Source organism: Micromonospora phaseoli (genome assembly GCF_900109115.1).
Taxonomy (GTDB): domain Bacteria; phylum Actinomycetota; class Actinomycetes; order Mycobacteriales; family Micromonosporaceae; genus Micromonospora; species Micromonospora phaseoli.
The window spans coordinates 169,838-186,564 of sequence record NZ_FNYV01000005.1; the positions used below are offsets into that span (position 1 = coordinate 169,838).

General features: G+C 69.9%; 14 protein-coding genes. 12 read left to right on the forward strand and 2 right to left on the reverse strand.

What is annotated here, in order from left to right:
• The first annotated feature begins 18 nt into the window (after positions 1-18).
• Both BMY89_RS15025 and BMY89_RS15030 read left to right on the forward strand, forming a co-directional pair.
• Complete coding sequence (locus BMY89_RS15025; RefSeq protein ID WP_092380591.1) at positions 19-942, forward strand: YihY/virulence factor BrkB family protein; 924 nt, start codon at positions 19-21, stop codon at positions 940-942.
• Between the two features lie 55 nt (positions 943-997).
• Positions 998-1,435, forward strand: a complete 438-nt coding sequence (locus tag BMY89_RS15030; RefSeq protein ID WP_092380592.1) for a hypothetical protein — start codon at positions 998-1,000, stop codon at positions 1,433-1,435.
• A 139-nt stretch (positions 1,436-1,574) separates the two neighbouring features.
• Here BMY89_RS15030 and BMY89_RS15035 read toward each other — a convergent pair whose 3' ends face one another.
• Together BMY89_RS15035 and BMY89_RS15040 are read right to left on the reverse strand one after the other, a co-directional pair.
• Complete coding sequence (locus tag BMY89_RS15035) at positions 1,575-3,206, reverse strand: glycoside hydrolase family 13 protein (RefSeq protein ID WP_092380593.1); 1,632 nt, start codon at positions 3,204-3,206, stop codon at positions 1,575-1,577.
• A 153-nt stretch (positions 3,207-3,359) separates the two neighbouring features.
• Positions 3,360-4,436, reverse strand: coding sequence for a LacI family DNA-binding transcriptional regulator (locus BMY89_RS15040; RefSeq protein ID WP_232521346.1), 1,077 nt, complete (start codon positions 4,434-4,436; stop codon positions 3,360-3,362).
• A gap of 328 nt (positions 4,437-4,764) precedes the next feature.
• Between BMY89_RS15040 and BMY89_RS15045 the strand changes: the two genes are divergently transcribed.
• From BMY89_RS15045 to BMY89_RS15090, 10 genes are all read left to right on the forward strand, one after another.
• Complete coding sequence (locus BMY89_RS15045) at positions 4,765-6,066, forward strand: extracellular solute-binding protein (RefSeq protein WP_092380594.1); 1,302 nt, start codon at positions 4,765-4,767, stop codon at positions 6,064-6,066.
• Between the two features lie 111 nt (positions 6,067-6,177).
• The gene (locus BMY89_RS15050) at positions 6,178-7,191 is read left to right on the forward strand and encodes a carbohydrate ABC transporter permease (RefSeq protein WP_092380595.1); all 1,014 of its coding nucleotides are present in this window, start codon (positions 6,178-6,180) and stop codon (positions 7,189-7,191) included.
• Between the two features lie 2 nt (positions 7,192-7,193).
• Complete coding sequence (locus BMY89_RS15055) at positions 7,194-8,111, forward strand: sugar ABC transporter permease (protein ID WP_092380596.1); 918 nt, start codon at positions 7,194-7,196, stop codon at positions 8,109-8,111.
• Positions 8,112-8,246: 135 nt separating this feature from the next.
• Positions 8,247-8,588: a hypothetical protein gene (locus BMY89_RS15060; RefSeq protein WP_092380597.1), complete on the forward strand. Its 342-nt coding sequence runs from the start codon at positions 8,247-8,249 to the stop codon at positions 8,586-8,588.
• A 276-nt stretch (positions 8,589-8,864) separates the two neighbouring features.
• Positions 8,865-9,929: a BMP family lipoprotein gene (locus BMY89_RS15065; RefSeq protein ID WP_092380598.1), complete on the forward strand. Its 1,065-nt coding sequence runs from the start codon at positions 8,865-8,867 to the stop codon at positions 9,927-9,929.
• A gap of 95 nt (positions 9,930-10,024) precedes the next feature.
• Positions 10,025-11,833 carry an ABC transporter ATP-binding protein gene (locus BMY89_RS15070; protein ID WP_307818714.1) on the forward strand — a complete coding sequence of 603 codons (1,809 nt, stop codon included), beginning with the start codon at positions 10,025-10,027 and terminating at the stop codon, positions 11,831-11,833.
• The gene (locus BMY89_RS15075) at positions 11,830-13,152 is read left to right on the forward strand and encodes an ABC transporter permease (RefSeq protein ID WP_092380599.1); all 1,323 of its coding nucleotides are present in this window, start codon (positions 11,830-11,832) and stop codon (positions 13,150-13,152) included. The genes BMY89_RS15070 and BMY89_RS15075 overlap by 4 nt, the downstream gene beginning before the upstream one ends.
• 3 nt (positions 13,153-13,155) lie before the next feature.
• Complete coding sequence (locus BMY89_RS15080; protein WP_092380600.1) at positions 13,156-14,436, forward strand: ABC transporter permease; 1,281 nt, start codon at positions 13,156-13,158, stop codon at positions 14,434-14,436.
• Between the two features lie 15 nt (positions 14,437-14,451).
• Positions 14,452-15,156, forward strand: coding sequence for a cytidine deaminase (locus BMY89_RS15085; RefSeq protein WP_092380601.1), 705 nt, complete (start codon positions 14,452-14,454; stop codon positions 15,154-15,156).
• Between the two features lie 213 nt (positions 15,157-15,369).
• Positions 15,370-16,650, forward strand: coding sequence for a thymidine phosphorylase (locus BMY89_RS15090; protein ID WP_092380602.1), 1,281 nt, complete (start codon positions 15,370-15,372; stop codon positions 16,648-16,650).
• Positions 16,651-16,727: the final 77 nt, after the last annotated feature.

Genomic DNA, 16,727 nt, shown 5'->3' on the forward strand with positions numbered 1-16,727 from the left:
ATCGGCGAGGATGACCACGTGAACCTTCTGGGTCGGGTCGAGGCGGCCATCGACGGCCGGCTGGTCGCCGCGCGTCGCCGCTCCCCGGTCTTCGGGCACCTGTGGCGCGCCGGGGTGCTCTACACCGATCTGCAGGGCGGCCGGCTCGCCGCCGCGATCGCCTACTACGGGTTCTTCGCGGCCTTCGCCCTCGCCCTGGTCGGGTACGCGATCTTCGGCGCGATCCTGGAGGACAACGACGAACTCCGCGGTGCGGCGGAGGAGTTCCTCGGTGAGAACCTGCCGTTCCTGGATCCGACGCAGGTCGCCGACAGCAGCGGCACCGCCGGAGTGGTCGGTCTGCTCATCCTGGTGCTCACCGGGATCGGCTGGGTGGAGGCGATCCGCTCCTCGCAACGGTTGATCCACGGCCTCAACCAGCACCCGGGAAACCTGGTCCTCCGGCGGTTGGTCGATCTCGGCGTGCTGCTCGTCGTCTTCGTGCTCCTGGGTGTATCGGTGGCGGCGGTGGACGCGCTGGAGTCACTGCTGCGGTTCCTGCTGCGCAGCACCGGCTCGTTCGGGTTGACCACGGTCAGCGCCGTGCTCAGCGTGCTGGTCAACGCGGTGCTGGCCACGCTGCTGCTGGTCGCGGTACCCCGGCTGCGGATGAGTCGGGCCCGGCTGCGTCCGGTGGTGCTGTTCGTCGCGATCGGCATCACCCTGCTCAACACCGTCGGCCGGTTCTGGGTGGGGCGAATCGAGCACAATCCGGCGTACACGGTGGTGGCCACCGCCGTGGGCCTGCTGGTCTACCTCTATCTGCTGAACCAACTGGTGCTCTTCGGAGCCGCGCTGGCCGCGACCAGCGAACGTGGGCGGGTGGTGGACCTGGCCGGCGGCGACGGGCCGGGCGACCCTGATCCGGACAGCGATCCCGGTACCCCGGGTGGTGCCGGCTGAGTCGGAACGGGCCGAATCAGCCCCTGTCTCGCCTGGTAGCGACGATGATGGGCCAGTGGGGGCACTCGTGACGTTGGACCTGCCGAGCGACTCGCCGCTGCGCGACCTTCCGTGGATCATCACCTTCGGTCCGCTCTCCGACGCGGACGAGTGGGAGCCGGTGGTCTGCGGCCCGTACGAGCGCCCGCACGCGCTGGCGCTGGCCGAGGCGGTGGTCGCCGCCGAACAGCTGATGGCGGTGGTCGAACCGCTGGTGCCCGCGGTGTCGGTGGAGCAGATCCGGGGTGAGATAGCCGCCGCGCAACTGGCCGCACAGGACGAGAGCGTCCGGGTGGACCAGGCCGACATCTACGGCGACTACGAGGACACCGTCGACGAGGAAGAGGAGCTGGCGGCCGAGTACGACCACGGGACCGACCCGTTGCCGGCGCCGGACGTGGCCGAGCTGCGTGCCGGTTTCGCCCGGATCGCGGCCCGGCTGACCGGCGGCTGAATACCTACGGTGACCGGCGCCCGGGGGATCGCCCCGGGCGCCGGTCACCGTCGCACCCCCCACCACAAGGGGTCGTGTGCCTAGCCGCCCGGCGGCGCGGAGCACGCCGAACGGCCAGGTCGATGGCGGGCTTACCCGTTCAGTGCCGCTCGAACCAGACGGCCGCGTCGACGGGGAGCAGGTGTCCGCCGTCCTGCTCGGTGAGCGCCTCGCTGGCGACGACCGGTGCGCCGTACCCGTCGATCAGTGCCGGCGCGTCACCGGTGTTGACCACGCAGGTCAGCACGGCGTCGCCGGCCGTGCGGTGAAAGGCGAGCACTCCGGGGGCGGTCTCCAACCAGGTGATGCCGTCGGTGCCGGCCAGCGCCGGGTGGCGGTGACGGATCCGCAGCGCCGCGCGGTACAGCTCCAGCGTGGAGCCGGGCACGCCGGTCTGGGCGGCCGCCGAGAGGGCACGCCAGGTGGCCGGGGCCGGCAGCCAACTCAGCGCGCTGCCCGCGGGCCCGAAGCCGTACGGGGCAAGTTCGCCGCTCCACGGGATGGGCACCCGGCAGCCGTCCCGGCTCTCGCCGGTACGCAGGAAGGCCGGGTCCTGCCGCAGCTCGTCGGGCAGGTCCAGCACCTCGGGCAGGCCCAGCTCCTCACCCTGGTACAGGTAGGCGCAGCCGGGCAGGGCGAGCATCAGCAGTGCGGCGGCACGGGCCCGACGCAGCCCGATGTCGCCGTCGCCGTAGCGGGTCACGTGCCGTTGCCGGTCGTGGTTGGAGAGCACCCAGGTGGTCGGGGCGCCGACGATGGTGGACTCGGCCAGCGCGGTGTCGATCACCTTGCGGAACGAGTCGGCCGACCAGGTGGCGTCGAGGAAGTCGAAGCTGAAAGCCTGGTGCAACTCGTCCGGGCCGATGTAGCGGGCCAGCCGCTGCGGGGTCTCGGCCCACGCCTCGGCCACCGCCATCCGGCCGCCCGGGTAGCTGTCCAGGATGGGCCGCCAGGCGCGGTAGATGTCGTGCACCTCGTCCTGGTCGAAGTAGGGCAGCCGGCCCTTGCCGAGCAGTTCGGACTGGCGGCGGCCGGTGGTCATCGAGCTGAAACCGACATCGGGCAGCCCTTCGGCCTTGATCATGCCGTGGGCCACGTCGATCCGGAATCCGTCGACGCCGCGGTCCAGCCAGAAACGCAGGATGTCCTCGAACTCGGCCCGCACCTCCCGGTGGCGCCAGTTCAGGTCGGGCTGGGCCGGGTCGAACAGGTGCAGGTACCACTGGCCGTCGGGGACCCGGGTCCAGGCCGGTCCGCCGAAGATGCTCTCCCAGTCGTTCGGAGGCTGCTCGCCGTGCTCGCCCTTGCCGTCGGCGAAGAGGTAGCGCGCCCGCTCGGCTGAGCCGGGGGCGGCGGCCAGCGCCGCGGTGAACCAGGGGTGCTGGTCGGAGGTGTGGTTCGGCACGATGTCGACGATGATCCGCAGACCGAGCGCGTGGGCATCGGTCATCATCTCCTCGAAGTCGCCGAGGGTGCCGAACATCGGGTCCACGTCGCGGTAGTCGGCGACGTCGTAGCCGCCGTCGACCATCGGTGAGGTGTAGAAGGGGGTCAGCCAGAGCGCGTCCACGCCCAGGTCGCGCAGGTAGGGCAGGCGTTCCCGGATGCCCCGCAGGTCGCCGATGCCGTCGCCGTTTGAGTCGGCGAAGCTGCGGACGTAGACCTGGTAGACGACGGCGGATCGCCACCAGTCGGCGTCGGAGGTCAGCGGCGAGGGAGTGCTGACGGTCATCGGGTGTTCCCCGTTCTGTGGCGCGGGACGGCGGCACCCGGCGTGGGCGAGGTGGGACGCGCGGGTGTCTGAGAAGGATGCCGCGCCGCCGTTGCAAGAGTCAAGCATTCCTTGCGCAAGAACGATGCGCGAGTGCTCCGGTTGCGGCCGGCGTCACGCCGGAACCGGGAGCGCGGGCGGTGCCGGCCGTTGCCGCCCCGGACCGGCCAAGGCGTCCGGCCGGGCCACCGCGGTCGAGCCGCGTACCACCAGTTCCGGCCGGAAGAGGTACTCCGAGTGCGGGGCGCCGTGTCCGTTGATCTCGTCGACCATGGCTCGGACCGCGGCGACCGCCATCGCCGCCACCGGCTGGCGCATGGTGGTCAGCGGCGGGTCGGTGAAGGCCATCAGCGGGGAGTCGTCGTAACCGACCACCGAGAGGTCCGCCGGGACGGACAGGCCGCGCTGCCGGGCGGCCCGGATCGCGCCGAGCGCCATCAGATCGGAGCCGCAGACGATGCCGGTGGCGCCGCGCTCGATCAACCGGCCGGCCGCCACCTCCCCGCCCTCCACGCCGAACAGCGAAAGCTCGGTCAGGTCGGCCAGCTCGTCCTCGCCGATCCCGGCGAGGCGCCCCATCGCCGCCTTGTAGCCGCTGACCTTGCGCTGCACCGGCACGAACCTGTCGGGACCGGTGATCAGGCCGATCCGCCGGTGACCGAGGGCCACCAGGTGAGACACGGCCAGCTCGGCGGCCTCCCGGTCGTCGCAGGAGACGAAGGGCGCGGGGATGCCGGGCGCGTACCCGTTGATCATCACGATCGGCAGCGGGCGGGCGAGCAGCGTCCGGTACCGGTCGTGGTCGGCGGCGGTGTCGGCGTGCAGGCCGGAGACGAAGACGATGCCGGAGACCTGCCGGTCCAGCAGCATCTCGACGTACTCGTCCTCGCGTACACCGCCGGGGGTCTGGGTGCACAGCACCGGAGTGAACCCGGTGGGGGCCAGTGCCGACTCGATGATCTGGGCGAAGGCGGGGAAGATCGGGTTGTCCAGCTCCGGCACCACCAGACCGACCAGGCCGGCGCTTCGCTTGCGCAGCCTTGCCGGGCGTTCGTAGCCGAGCACGTCGAGGGCGGTCAGGACGGCCTGCCGAGTCTCGGGTGCCACGCCGGGGCGGTCATTGAGCACCCGCGACACCGTGGCCTCGCTGACGTCGGCCTGCTGGGCGATGTCGGACAGGCGAGCGCGCATGGCGGCACTGTAGCTCACGGCCAAGTTCTTGCGCATTGCCTAGTAAGAACTTGCAGAATCGAGCAGCGGTCGTCGGGAGCGTGCCCATGCGGCTTGCCTGCGCTGGCCTTGGTCGGGACGATGGGTGGGCTGATCCGGCGCGGAGAGTGACCGGCGCTGGGAGTTGGGTCACCTCAGTCGAGGGCGAAAAGCGCAGATGGTGGTAGTTGTCGGTCACTGAAGTTGCGGATGGGGCACGGTTGTTGCAGGCGTGTTCGCAAGGGGTTTCGAGTTACGAAACTTCTTGCTACTGTCCCGCCGTTACCCGGCAGGCAACTTAGGAGCGAACATGCGTCGCACAGCCAAGGGGATCGCCGTACTCGCCTCTGCCACACTCGCCCTCTCCGTCGCCGCGTGCGGCGGCGAGGACAAGGCGGCCAACGAGCAGCCCACGGTTGACCCCGCATCCCTTACCGCAGAACTCACCTGGTGGGACACCTCGGACCCGAAGAACGAGGGCCCGGCGTTCCAGGAGCTGATCGCCAAGTTCAACCAGACCTACCCGAACGTCAAGATCAACTACCAGTCGGTCCCGTTCGGTGAGGCGCAGAACAAGTTCAAGACCGCGGCGCAGGCCAAGAGCGGTGCCCCGGACATCCTGCGGGCCGAGGTCGCCTGGGTGCCCGAGTTCGCCTCGCTGGGCTACCTCTACGCGCTGGACGGCTCCGAGCTGCTCGCCGACGAGGCAGACTTCCTGGAGACCCCGCTCGCCTCCAACAAGTACGACGGCAAGACCTACGGCGTTCCGCAGGTCACCGACAGCCTCGCGCTGATGTACAACAAGGAGCTGCTGAGCCAGGCCGGCATCAGCGAGGCCCCGAAGACCTGGGCCGAGCTGAAGACCGCCTCGCAGGCCATCAAGGAGAAGACCGACGCCGAGGGCGTCTACGTCAACCCGGCCGGCTACTTCCTGCTGCCGTTCATGTACGGCGAGGGCGGCGACCTGGTCGACACCGCCAACAAGAAGATCGTGATCAACTCGGAGCAGAACGCGGCCGGGCTGGCGATCGCCAAGGACCTGATCGACAGCGGTGCGGCCGTCAAGCCCTCCGCCAACGACTCCTACGGCACCATGATGACCCTCTTCAAGGAGAAGAAGGTCGCCATGATCATCAACGGCCCGTGGGAGGTCAACAACGTCCAGCAGGCGCCGGACTTCGGTGGCCTGGAGAACCTGGGCGTCGCCCCGGTGCCGGCCGGCTCGGCCAAGGCCGGTGGCCCCGTCGGCGGCCACAACTACGTGATCTGGTCCGGCATGCCGCAGGAGAAGGTCGACGCCGCCGTCGCGTTCGTCAAGTTCATGAGCTCCGCCGAGTCGCAGGCCTTCCTGTCGGAGAAGCTCGGCCTGCTGCCGACCCGCACCTCCGCCTACCAGCTCGACGCGGTGAAGAACAACGCCACCGTCGCCGCGTTCCAGCCGGTCGTGGAGGCCGGTGTGGGCCGCCCGTGGATCCCCGAGGCCGGCCAGTTCTTCGGCCCGCTCGACCAGATGGCCACCGAGGTCCTGATCCAGAACAAGGACCCGAAGGCCGCGCTGGACACCGTCGCGGACAAGTACAAGGCCGAGGTCGTCCCCGCGTACGAGAAGTGACCTCACCCGTCGGCGCCGGCCTCGGCCGGTGACCTCTCGGCACCCGGCAGGGTCGCGTGACCGTCTCCGGTCGCGCGGCCCTGCCGGACCTCCCCTCATGGAGCGCAGCTGATGACCACCGTGACAGCCGATCCGGCGCCGTCGACGCCGCCCGGCCGATCCGCTCGACCCTCCCGGCTGCGCCGCAGCTGGGACAAGCACTGGTACGCCTGGGCGATGGTGCTGCCCGTCGTCATCGTCCTGGCAGTTCTGATCTTCTACCCGCTGTTCCGCGGGATCTGGCTCTCCTTCACCAGTCTCACCGAGGCCAACCAGGCCGCCGAGATCTGCACCAGGTCGATCACCGGTGGCGAGGTCTGCGCGGACAACCCCAACAAGTGGGAGTTCGTCGGCCTCGACAACTACGTCCGGGTGCTCACCGGCGAGGTCGGCGACTTCTGGCAGTGGACCGGCACGACGCTGATCTGGACGTTCGTCTGTGTGGCCTTCCACTTCGGCCTCGGTCTCGGTCTGGCCACCATGATCAACCGGCCGATGCGGTTCCGGAGTCTCTACCGCGTGCTGCTGATCCTGCCCTGGGCGGTGCCGGCCTTCGTCAGCGCGTTCGCCTGGAAGTTCATCTTCAACGAGCGTTTCGGCCTGGCCAACGCCCTGCTCACCGCCGTCGGCATCGACCCGGTCTCCTGGTTCTCCGACCGGTGGACCGCGTTGCTCACCGCCATCGTCACCAACATCTGGCTCGGCGTGCCGTTCATGATGGTGGCGCTGCTCGGCGGCATGCAGACCATCCCGGGCGAGTTGTACGAGGCGGCCGAGATCGACGGGGCCTCGGCCTGGCAGCGGTTCAAGAACATCACCCTGCCCGGCCTGCGGCCGGTCAGCATGACCGTGGTGCTGCTCGGCACCATCTGGACGTTCAACATGTTCCCGATCATCTTCCTGGTTACCGAGGGGCAGCCGGCCGGGCAGAGCGAGATCCTGGTGACCGGCGCCTACCGGGCGGCGTTCGAGGGCATCCGCAACTACTCGCTGGCCTCGACGTACGGCGTACTGATCCTGTCGATCCTGCTGGTGTTCTCGGTCTTCTACCGGCGGGCCCTGCGCAAGCAAGGCGAGGTGTGGTGAACATGACCGAGAAGACCGCCACCCCGCCGACGGTGACCGCCGTCGCCGGGCCGGCCCTGGCGAAGACCCGGGCGGTGAGGCGGACCGGGCGCAGCCGGCGCAGCCCAGCCATGTCCGTCCTGCTGCACGGCACGCTGATCCTGGCCTCGCTGATCGCGATCGGCCCGATCGCCTGGGTGCTGCTCTCCTCGCTGAAGCCCGGGTACGCGATCCAGAGCAGCGAGCTGACGCTGTTCCGGGACACCACCCTGGCCAACTACAGCTACGTGCTGACCGAGACGAACTTCCCGAGGTGGTTCCTCAACTCGGTGATCGTCGCGGCCTTCACCATGAGCATCGGCATCTTCCTCTCGGCCACCACCGGGTACGCGGTGTCCCGGTTCAACTTCCCGGGGCGCCGGCCGCTGATGATGGTCTTCCTGGTCACCCAGATGTTCCCGGTGGCCATCCTGATCGTGCCGATCTACACGATCATGGCCCGGTTGGGGCTGATCAACACGATGCCCGCACTGATTATCGCGTACCTGACCATCGCGGTGCCGTTCTGCGCCTGGATGTTGAAGGGCTACTTCGACTCCATCCCGACCTCGCTGGACGAGGCGGCGGCGCTGGACGGGTGCGGGCCGTTCGCCACCTTCTGGCGGGTGGTGCTGCCGCTGGCCCGGCCGGCCGTGGCGGTGACCGCCTTCTACACCTTCCTCACCGCGTGGGGCGAGGTGGCGTACGCGTCGGCCTTCATCCAGACCGACAACAAGTTCACCCTGGCGTACGGGCTCCAGCAGTTCGTGCCGCAGTTCAACCCCCAGTGGGAGTACCTGACGGCGGCGGCCGTCCTGGTCACCATCCCCGCCGGCCTGGTCTTCTTCTTCGCCCAGAAGCACCTCGTCTCCGGCCTCACCGCCGGCGGCACCAAGGGCTGACCTCGTCGATCTAGGGCTTATCGTCGCCGTTGGAGATCAACTCGCGACGATAAGCCCTAGATCGACGCGGGCGTGGACGCGGGCGTGGGGGTGGGCTCTACTACGAAGTGTCGTTGGTAGGGCAGGATGGGGGGCGTGGAAGCACTTCGACTCATCCTCCTCTATGTCCACCTGATCGGCTTCGCGCTGCTGCTCGGCGGCGCGATCGCCCAATACATCACCGGCAAGATCCGGATCAACCTGGCCATGCTCTGGGGCTCGGTGATCGGTCTGCTGACCGGCATCGGCCTGAGTGCGCCACTACGTGACGGCGACGAGCCGGCGCCGGCGAAGATTGTGACGAAGCTGGTCCTCGCGCTGCTGATCTTCGTCATGGTCTTCTTCTCCCGGAAGCGGGCCGAGGTCAACCGTGGGCACTTCCTCGCCATCGTGGGATTGACCCTGGTCAACGCGGCCGTGGCGGTCTTCTGGCGGTGACCGCCGGGCCGCTCACCGGCCGGCCAAAATGGGACTTTGACGGCATCTGTCCGCCCATCTGTCGGCATCCGGAGTGACCTGCCCCACCCAAGCATTACGTGGCGGTAACAGGCCTCCAACAGTCCTGCACGATTCTCGGTCGGCAGGTGGGCGGGGGCGTACGCTCTGCTCCCGTAACGTGGGACGCCGGCGGCAAGCGCAGGCCGGCTCAATGGCTGCCACCGCGTACAACGCGGTGTGCAATGGGAAGGAGACGTCTTGCGCTCGGTGCGTGGGATGCGGATCGCCTCGATCATCGCGGCGGGTGGGCTCGTACTGAGCGCCGCCGCCTGTGGCGAGGCCCCGGATGAGGACAACAACGCCGGCTCCGGCGGCGAGCAGTTCAGCGCCTGCATGGTGACCGACGTCGGCGGCATCGACGACAAGTCGTTCAACGCCTCCGCCTGGAAGGGCCTGGAGGACGCCAAGGCGGAGAACAGCAACATCGACATCAAGTACGTCGCTTCCAAGGCCGAGGCGGACTACGAGCCGAACCTCACCCAGTACGTCAACCAGGACTGCGACTTCATCCTGGCCGTCGGCGGCCTGATGGGCGACGCCACCAAGAAGATCGCCGAGGCGAACCCGGACCAGCAGTTCGGCATCGTCGACGCGGCGCCGGGCGTGGCCAACGTCTACCCGATGCAGTTCGACACCGCCCAGGCCGGCTTCCTCGCCGGCTACGTCGCCGCCGGCATGAGCGAGAGCGGCAAGGTCGGCACCTACGGCGGCCTGAAGATCCCGCCGGTGACCATCTTCATGGACGGGTACGCCGACGGCGTCGCCTACTACAACCAGGCCAAGAGCGCGAACGTCCAGGTCCTGGGGTGGAACAAGGAGACCCAGAACGGCTCCTTCACCAACGACTTCGTCAAGCAGGACGAGGGCAAGAAGGTCAGCGACGCACTGGTCGCCCAGGGCGCGGACATCATCATGCCGGTCGCCGGCGGCGCCGGCCTCGGCACCACCGGTGCGGCCAAGGCCTCCGGCGGTAAGTACAACACCATCTGGGTGGACGTCGACGGCTGCGAGAGCACCCCGGACTGTCCGGCGATCATCACCACCGTGGTGAAGAACATCCCGGGCGCGGTCAAGGAGGCCGTACTCAAGGCCGCCGGCGGCGAGCAGCTCCAGGCGACCCCGGGCTTCATCGGCACCCTGGCCAACGAGGGTGTCTCGATCGCTCCGTACCACGACTTCGAGAGCAAGGTTCCGGCCGAGCTCAAGGCCGAGGTCGACAAGCTGAAGGCGGACATCGCCGCCGGCAGCGTCAAGGTCGAGTCGGCCGCCCAGCCGAAGTGACCCGCCGCCGGCCGCTCCCGGTGGGACGATCACCGAGAGCGGCCGGCGAGCCACGCCACACCTGATCCGGCCGCTACGGCGCGGGGAGATCCGCCGTGCCGCAGCGGCCGGTCCGCGCCACCGGTCCGGCCGACGTCGCGCCTCGGTCGCCAGCAGCTACGCTGCACCATCGCTTCGCACTTCAGGAGGTTGCGCTGAGACTCGAACTGCGCGGCATCACCAAGCGGTTCGGTGATCTGGTCGCCAACGACCACATCGACCTGACGGTGGAGCCTGGAGAGATTCACGCACTGCTCGGCGAGAACGGCGCGGGCAAGTCGACCCTGATGAACGTGCTGTACGGGCTCTACCAGCCCGACGAGGGCGAGATCCTGGTCGACGGGAAGCCGCTCAAGCTGCGCGGCCCCTCCGACGCGATCACGGCTGGCATCGGCATGGTGCACCAGCACTTCATGCTCGTGCCGGTCTTCACCGTCACCGAGAACATCATGCTCGGTGCGGAACAGGTGCGCGGCGGCATCGCCGGGTTCCTGGACCGGCGCCGGGCCCGGCGCGAGGTCGCCGAGGTGTCCGAGCGTTACAACCTGCGGGTCGACCCGGACGCGGTGATCGAGGACCTGCCGGTCGGCGTGCAGCAGCGGGTGGAGATCGTCAAGGCGCTCACCCGCGACGTCGACCTGCTCATCCTGGACGAGCCCACGGCGGTGCTCACCCCGCAGGAGACCGAGGAACTGCTCGCCGTGATGCGGTCACTCAAGGCCGCCGGCAAGTCGATCGTCTTCATCACCCACAAGCTCGGCGAGGTCAAGGCCATCGCCGACCGGATCACCGTGATCCGGCGCGGCAAGACCGTGGGCACGGCGTCGCCGGAGGCCAGCCGCGACGAGCTGGCCGCGCTGATGGTCGGCCGTACCGTCCGGCTCACCGTGGACAAGACCCCGGCCACCCCGGGCGAGCCCGTCCTGGAGGTCTCCGGCCTGGTCGTCGACGACGACCGGCAGGTCCGCGCGGTGGACGGCGTCGACCTGACCGTACGCGCGGGAGAGGTGCTCGGCGTCGCGGGCGTGCAGGGCAACGGCCAGACCGAGCTGATCGAGGCGATCATGGGTCTGCGCCCGGTGCTCGCCGGCACGGTCAGCCTCGCCGGCCAGCGGGTCGACGGCTGGTCGACCAAGAAGGTGCTCCAGGCGGGCGTCGGCTACGTGCCGGAGGACCGCAGCGTCGACGGTCTGGTCAAGGAGTTCAGCGTCGCCGAGAACCTGGTGCTGGACATGTACGACCGGCCGCCGTTCGGTCGGGGCCTGTCCCTGCGGCCGGACGCGATCACGAAGTCGGCGCGGGAGCGGATCGAGCAGTTCGACGTACGCACCTCCTCGGCCGAGGCGTTGGTCGGCACCCTGTCCGGCGGAAACCAGCAGAAGGTGATCGTGGCCCGGGAGCTGTCCCGGCCGCTGAAGCTCTTCATCGCCGCCCAGCCCACCCGGGGCGTCGACGTCGGCTCGATCGAGTTCATCCACAGCCGGGTCATCCGCGAGCGCGACATCGGCACCGCCGTGCTGGTGGTCTCCAGCGAGCTGGACGAGGTGATCGGACTGGCCGACCGGATCGCGGTGATGTATCGCGGGCGGATCATCGGCGTCGTCGGCCCGGACACCCCCCGCGAGGAGATCGGTCTGCTGATGGCGGGCATCAGCCCCGACGCGACGGGCGGTTCCCCGGACCGCGCGTCGGTTGCCGAGGGCGGCGACGTGGCGACCACCGACCGGGGCGAGGCGGCGACCACCGACGCCGACGCCGTGTCCGGCGGCGGCACGGCCGCGACCACCGACCGCGACACGACAGCCACCACCGACGGCGTGGCCGCGGCCCCCGAGGGTCCAGGTAGCGAGGACGAGAAAGCATGACCGACGAGCCACAGTCGAGTTCCCCGGACAAGGAACCGGCGAGTGAGGAGCAGGCCGGCCGGACCGCGCTCGGCAACACCGAGCGCGCCGAGTCGGCCACCACGCCAGGCGGGCACGAGCAGCGCCCCACCCTCGGGCGGCTGTTCCTGGAGAACCTGTGGGCCGCCAACACGTTCACGGTGACCCTGCTCTCGCTGGTGCTGGCGATGATCGTCGGCGCGATCCTGATGATCGTTTCTGATCCGGACGTGCTGGCCACCTACGCGTACATCACCGCCCGACCGTCGGACGCGATCAACGCCAGTTGGACGCTGGTCAGCGAGGCGTACGCGAACCTGTTCAAGGGCTCCGTCTTCGACCCGGCCGCGAACAGCTTCAACTCGGCGCTGAGCCCGATCTCGGAGACCCTCACCTACACCGCGCCGCTGGTCTTCACCGGCCTGTCGGTGGCGCTGGCCTTCCGGGGCGGCCTGTTCAACATCGGCGCCCAGGGGCAGGCCACCATGGGTGTCATCCTGGCCGCGCTGGCCGGCTTCCTGCTGCCGTTGCCACCCGGGCTGCACCTGCTGGTCGCGGTGCTGGCCGGCGCGCTCGGCGGTGCCATCTGGGGCTTCATCCCGGGCATCCTCAAGGCGCGGACCGGCGCGCACGAGGTGATCAACACGATCATGCTCAACTACATCGCGGTCTACTTCCTGACCTGGTTGATCGTGCAGAGCGGGGTGCAGGACCCAAACCGTACCGACGCGATCAGCCGGTCGGTGGACACCTCCGCCCAGCTGCCGCGACTGTTCGGTGACGGGCTGCGGGCACACGCCGGCATCCTCCTGGCCGTGCTGGCCACCTGGGCGGTCGCCTGGCTGCTCAACCGCTCCACGCTCGGCTTCGAGCTGCGGGCGGTGGGGGCCAACCCGGACGCCGCCCGGACCGCGGGCATCAGCGTCACCCGGACCTACGTGCTGATCATGGTCTTCGCCGGGGCCCTGGCCGGGCTCGGCGGCTCGCAGATGGTGCTGGGCACCACCGCCGCCGCCCTCACCCCCCTGGTCGTCGCCCAGATCGGCTTCGACGGCATCCTCGTCGCCCTGCTCGGCCGGGTGAAACCCTGGGGCGTGGCGCTGGCCGCGCTGCTGTTCGGCGCGTTGCAGGCCGGCGGCAACCGGATGCAGTCGTACTCCGGGATCTCGCTGGAGCTGGTCACCGTGCTTCAGGCGCTGATCGTCATCTTCATCGCCGCGCCGGCCCTGGTGAAGGCGATCTTCCAACTCCGGGCCGCGCGGGCCGCCCGGCTGCAGACGAGCCTCGCGAAGGGCTGGTGAGGCATGTCCACCATGGCTGTTCCCGACGTCGCGGTCGCGCCCGTCGACGAGGGCTTCTGGACCCGTACCCGCAAGGTGGGCCTGGTGTTGCTGGCCCTCGGCCTGCTGGCCACGGTGCTGTTCGGGGCACTGGCCACCGGTGAGCAGGCCCGCTTCACGCTCAGCGAGGACGCCGCCGGCGCTGCGCTGGAGGTCAACGGCACGGTCGGGGCGATCATCTTCGGCCTGGTCACGCTGGCCGCCGGTGCGGCGATGCTCGTCGGCCTGCCGAAACGCTGGTTCATCCCGGCGCTCGCCGTCGGTCTGGTCGCCTTCGTGCTGTCCTTCCTGTGCTGGCAGGTCTCCGCCGCACCGACCGGGCAGAACTTCATGCCGCTGGTCAACATCGTGCGGGGCACCTTCCTGCTCGCCCTGCCGCTGATCTTCGGTGCGCTGGCCGGCGTGCTCTGCGAGCGCTCCGGTGTGGTCAACGTGGCCATCGAGGGGCAGCTGCTGATGGGCGCCTTCAGCGGTGCGCTGTTCGGCAGCATCTCCGGCAGCGTCTGGGTGGGGCTGCTCGCCGCCGCGCTCGGTGGGTCGTTCATCTCGCTGCTGCTGGCCGTGTTCAGCATCCGCTACCTGGTCGACCAGGTGGTCATGGGCATCGTGCTCAACCTGCTGGCGCTCGGCATCACCGGCTTCCTCTACGAGCGGCTGATGCAGACCGACGCTGCCCGCTACAACAGCGCGCCGCGGTTCAGCAACTGGGAGATCCCGCTGCTGTCGGACATCCCGGTGCTCGGGCCGGCGCTGTTCCGGGGCAACATCTTCCTCTACCTGGCCCTGCTGCTGGTGCTCGTGATCCACATCGCGCTGTTCCGTACCCGGTGGGGTCTGCGCACCCGGTCGGTCGGTGAGCACCCGACGGCGGCGGACACCCTGGGCGTCAAGGTGCTCGGGCTGCGCTATCGCAACGTGATCCTGGCCGGAGCGGTCGCCGGTATCGGTGGTGCCTCGTACACGCTGGCGCTCTACTCGTTCACCAAGAACATGATCGGCGGCAAGGGCTTCATCGCCCTGGCCGCACTGATCTTCGGCCGGTGGAGCCCCACCGGAGCGCTGCTCGCCGCGCTCTTCTTCGGCTTCGCCGACCAGCTGGCCACCTACCTCGGTGCGATCAACAGTGTGATCCCCGGCCAGTTCCTGGCCATGCTGCCGTACCTGGCGACGATCCTGGCCGTGGCCGGGCTGGTCGGCCGGGTGCGGGCACCGGCCGCCGACGGCAAGCCGTACATCAAGGGCTGACCCAGGGAGCGGACCATGGAGATCGACTGGGAACGGCTGCGGAGCGCCGCGACCGAGGTGATGCGGCACGCGTACGTGCCGTACTCCAAGTTTCCGGTGGGGGCGGCGGCACTCGTCGACGACGGCCGGGTCGTGGTCGGCTGCAACGTGGAGAACGCCGCGTACGGCGTGGTGCTCTGCGCCGAGTGTGGCGTGGTCTCCTCGCTGCACGCCACCGGCGGGGGCCGGATCGTGGCGCTGTCCTGCGTCGACGCCACCGGCGAGCCGCTGATGCCGTGCGGGCGTTGCCGGCAGCTGCTCTGGGAGCAGGGCGGACCGGAATGCCTCATCGAGGCGAAGAGCGGCCCGCTGCGGATGGCCGAACTGCTGCCGCACGCCTTCGACGTGGCCGACATCGAGGCGGTCACCGGCGAGCGGCCGGTGCCGGTGGTGCCCGACCGGCTGGCCGCCTGGCGGGGACGCGGCACCGTCTTCGTGCACCCCGACCTGTCGGCCGGCCAGCAGGTCTGGACGGCCTACTGGGAGCGCTCGGCCGGTGACGACGCCGGCGCCGAGACCGGGGTGCTGGAAGAGGGGCCGAGCTGGGACGATCCGGCCGAGGCGATCGGCTGGGGGTTGGCGCGTACGCCCCGGGTGGTGGTGGTGGACGCGTCCGGCACGATCTTCTGGGCGGGCGATGGCGAGCCGCCGTTGGAGATTCCGGTCCGCTGGGGCGATTGATCGTTGTCGGTGGTAGCGCCGGGGCCGGGGCCGACCGTACCCGGCTCCGGGCGGTCAGGCTTGATCCCTCCGCCGGGCACGGTCGGCCCCGGCCCGTCGGGGTCACCGGCGTCGCGTCGGTTCGGACGAGTTGTCGGTCGGGCGGGAGATTACCCCTGGCTGTTTACCGGGGTGGGCGTCCTGCCGACGTGAAATGACTGATTGGACTCAAAGATGAGTGGGTTTACGGCTGTTGATGTTATTCGGGTCAAGCGGGACGGGGGGGTGCTGTCCGACGCGCAGATCGACTGGGTGGTGGACGCGTACACCCGGGGGGTGGTGGCCGACGAGCAGATGTCGGCGCTGGCCATGGCGATCCTGCTGAACGGGATGACCGGCCCGGAGATCGCCCGCTGGACGGCCGCGATGATCGCCAGCGGCGAGCGGCTCGACCTGTCGTCGGTGACCCGGCCGACCGTCGACAAGCACTCGACCGGCGGGGTCGGCGACAAGATCACTCTGCCGCTCACCCCGCTGGTGGCGGCCTGTGGGGCGGCGGTTCCGCAGCTGTCCGGACGCGGGCTCGGGCACACCGGCGGCACGCTGGACAAGCTGGAGTCGATCCCGGGCTGGCGGGCGGCGTTGGGCAACGAGGAGTTCACCGCCCAGCTGCGGGACATCGGCGCGGTGATCTGCGCCGCCGGGTCCGGGCTGGCTCCGGCGGACCGCAAGCTGTACGCGCTGCGCGATGTCACCGGCACCGTCGAGGCGATCCCGCTGATCGCCAGCTCGATCATGAGCAAGAAGATCGCCGAGGGCACCGAAGCGCTGGTGCTGGACGTGAAGGTCGGCTCCGGTGCGTTCATGAAGTCGGTCGACGACGCCCGCGAGCTGGCCCGGACGATGGTGGAGCTGGGCGGCGCGCACGGCGTGCGGACCGTCGCCCTGCTCACCGACATGTCCACCCCGCTCGGACGGGCCATCGGCAACGGAATCGAGGTCACCGAGTCCGTCGAGGTGCTGGCCGGTGGTGGACCGGCCGACGTGGTGGAGCTGACCCTGGCGCTGGCCCGGGAGATGCTCGACGCGGCGGGGCTGCCCGACGCCGACCCCGCCGCCGCGCTACTCGACGGGCGCGCGATGGACGCCTGGCGGTCGATGATCCGGGCCCAGGGCGGGGACCCGGACGCGCCGATGCCCGAGGCGGCCGAAGTCGAGGTGGTACGCGCGGACGCGGACGGTTACGTCGCGGCGGTCGACGCGTACGCCATGGGGGTGGCCGCGTGGCGACTCGGCGCGGGACGGGCCCGCAAGGAGGACCCGGTCAGCGTGCCGGCCGGTGTGCTGCTGCACAAGCGCCCCGGTGATCCGGTCCGGGCCGGAGAACCCCTCTACGAGCTGCGGGCCGAGCAGGCGGAGCGGATCCCGCCGGCGCTGGCGGAGGCGGCCCGGGCGGTGACCATCGCGGCCCGACCGCCGGTCGGTGTGCCGTTGGTGATCGAACGCGTCGAGTAACGAAACCCTGGCCAGACCCCATGGTGCCCGGCCTTCGGGACCGCTATTCTCGCAGGCCAGGGGGACCGTCGGCGCCG

Bases quoted from the DNA above. Each gene is read 5' to 3' on its own strand.
- BMY89_RS15035 (WP_092380593.1), bottom strand. From the start codon at position 3,206: ATGACCGTCAGCACTCCCTCGCCGCTGACCTCCGACGCCGACTGGTGG.
- BMY89_RS15040 (WP_232521346.1), bottom strand. From the start codon at position 4,436: ATGCGCGCTCGCCTGTCCGACATCGCCCAGCAGGCCGACGTCAGCGAG.
- BMY89_RS15045 (WP_092380594.1), top strand. From the start codon at position 4,765: ATGCGTCGCACAGCCAAGGGGATCGCCGTACTCGCCTCTGCCACACTC.
- BMY89_RS15050 (WP_092380595.1), top strand. From the start codon at position 6,178: ATGACCACCGTGACAGCCGATCCGGCGCCGTCGACGCCGCCCGGCCGA.
- BMY89_RS15055 (WP_092380596.1), top strand. From the start codon at position 7,194: ATGACCGAGAAGACCGCCACCCCGCCGACGGTGACCGCCGTCGCCGGG.
- BMY89_RS15065 (WP_092380598.1), top strand. From the start codon at position 8,865: ATGCGGATCGCCTCGATCATCGCGGCGGGTGGGCTCGTACTGAGCGCC.
- BMY89_RS15075 (WP_092380599.1), top strand. From the start codon at position 11,830: ATGACCGACGAGCCACAGTCGAGTTCCCCGGACAAGGAACCGGCGAGT.
- BMY89_RS15080 (WP_092380600.1), top strand. From the start codon at position 13,156: ATGTCCACCATGGCTGTTCCCGACGTCGCGGTCGCGCCCGTCGACGAG.
- BMY89_RS15085 (WP_092380601.1), top strand. From the start codon at position 14,452: ATGGAGATCGACTGGGAACGGCTGCGGAGCGCCGCGACCGAGGTGATG.
- BMY89_RS15090 (WP_092380602.1), top strand. From the start codon at position 15,370: ATGAGTGGGTTTACGGCTGTTGATGTTATTCGGGTCAAGCGGGACGGG.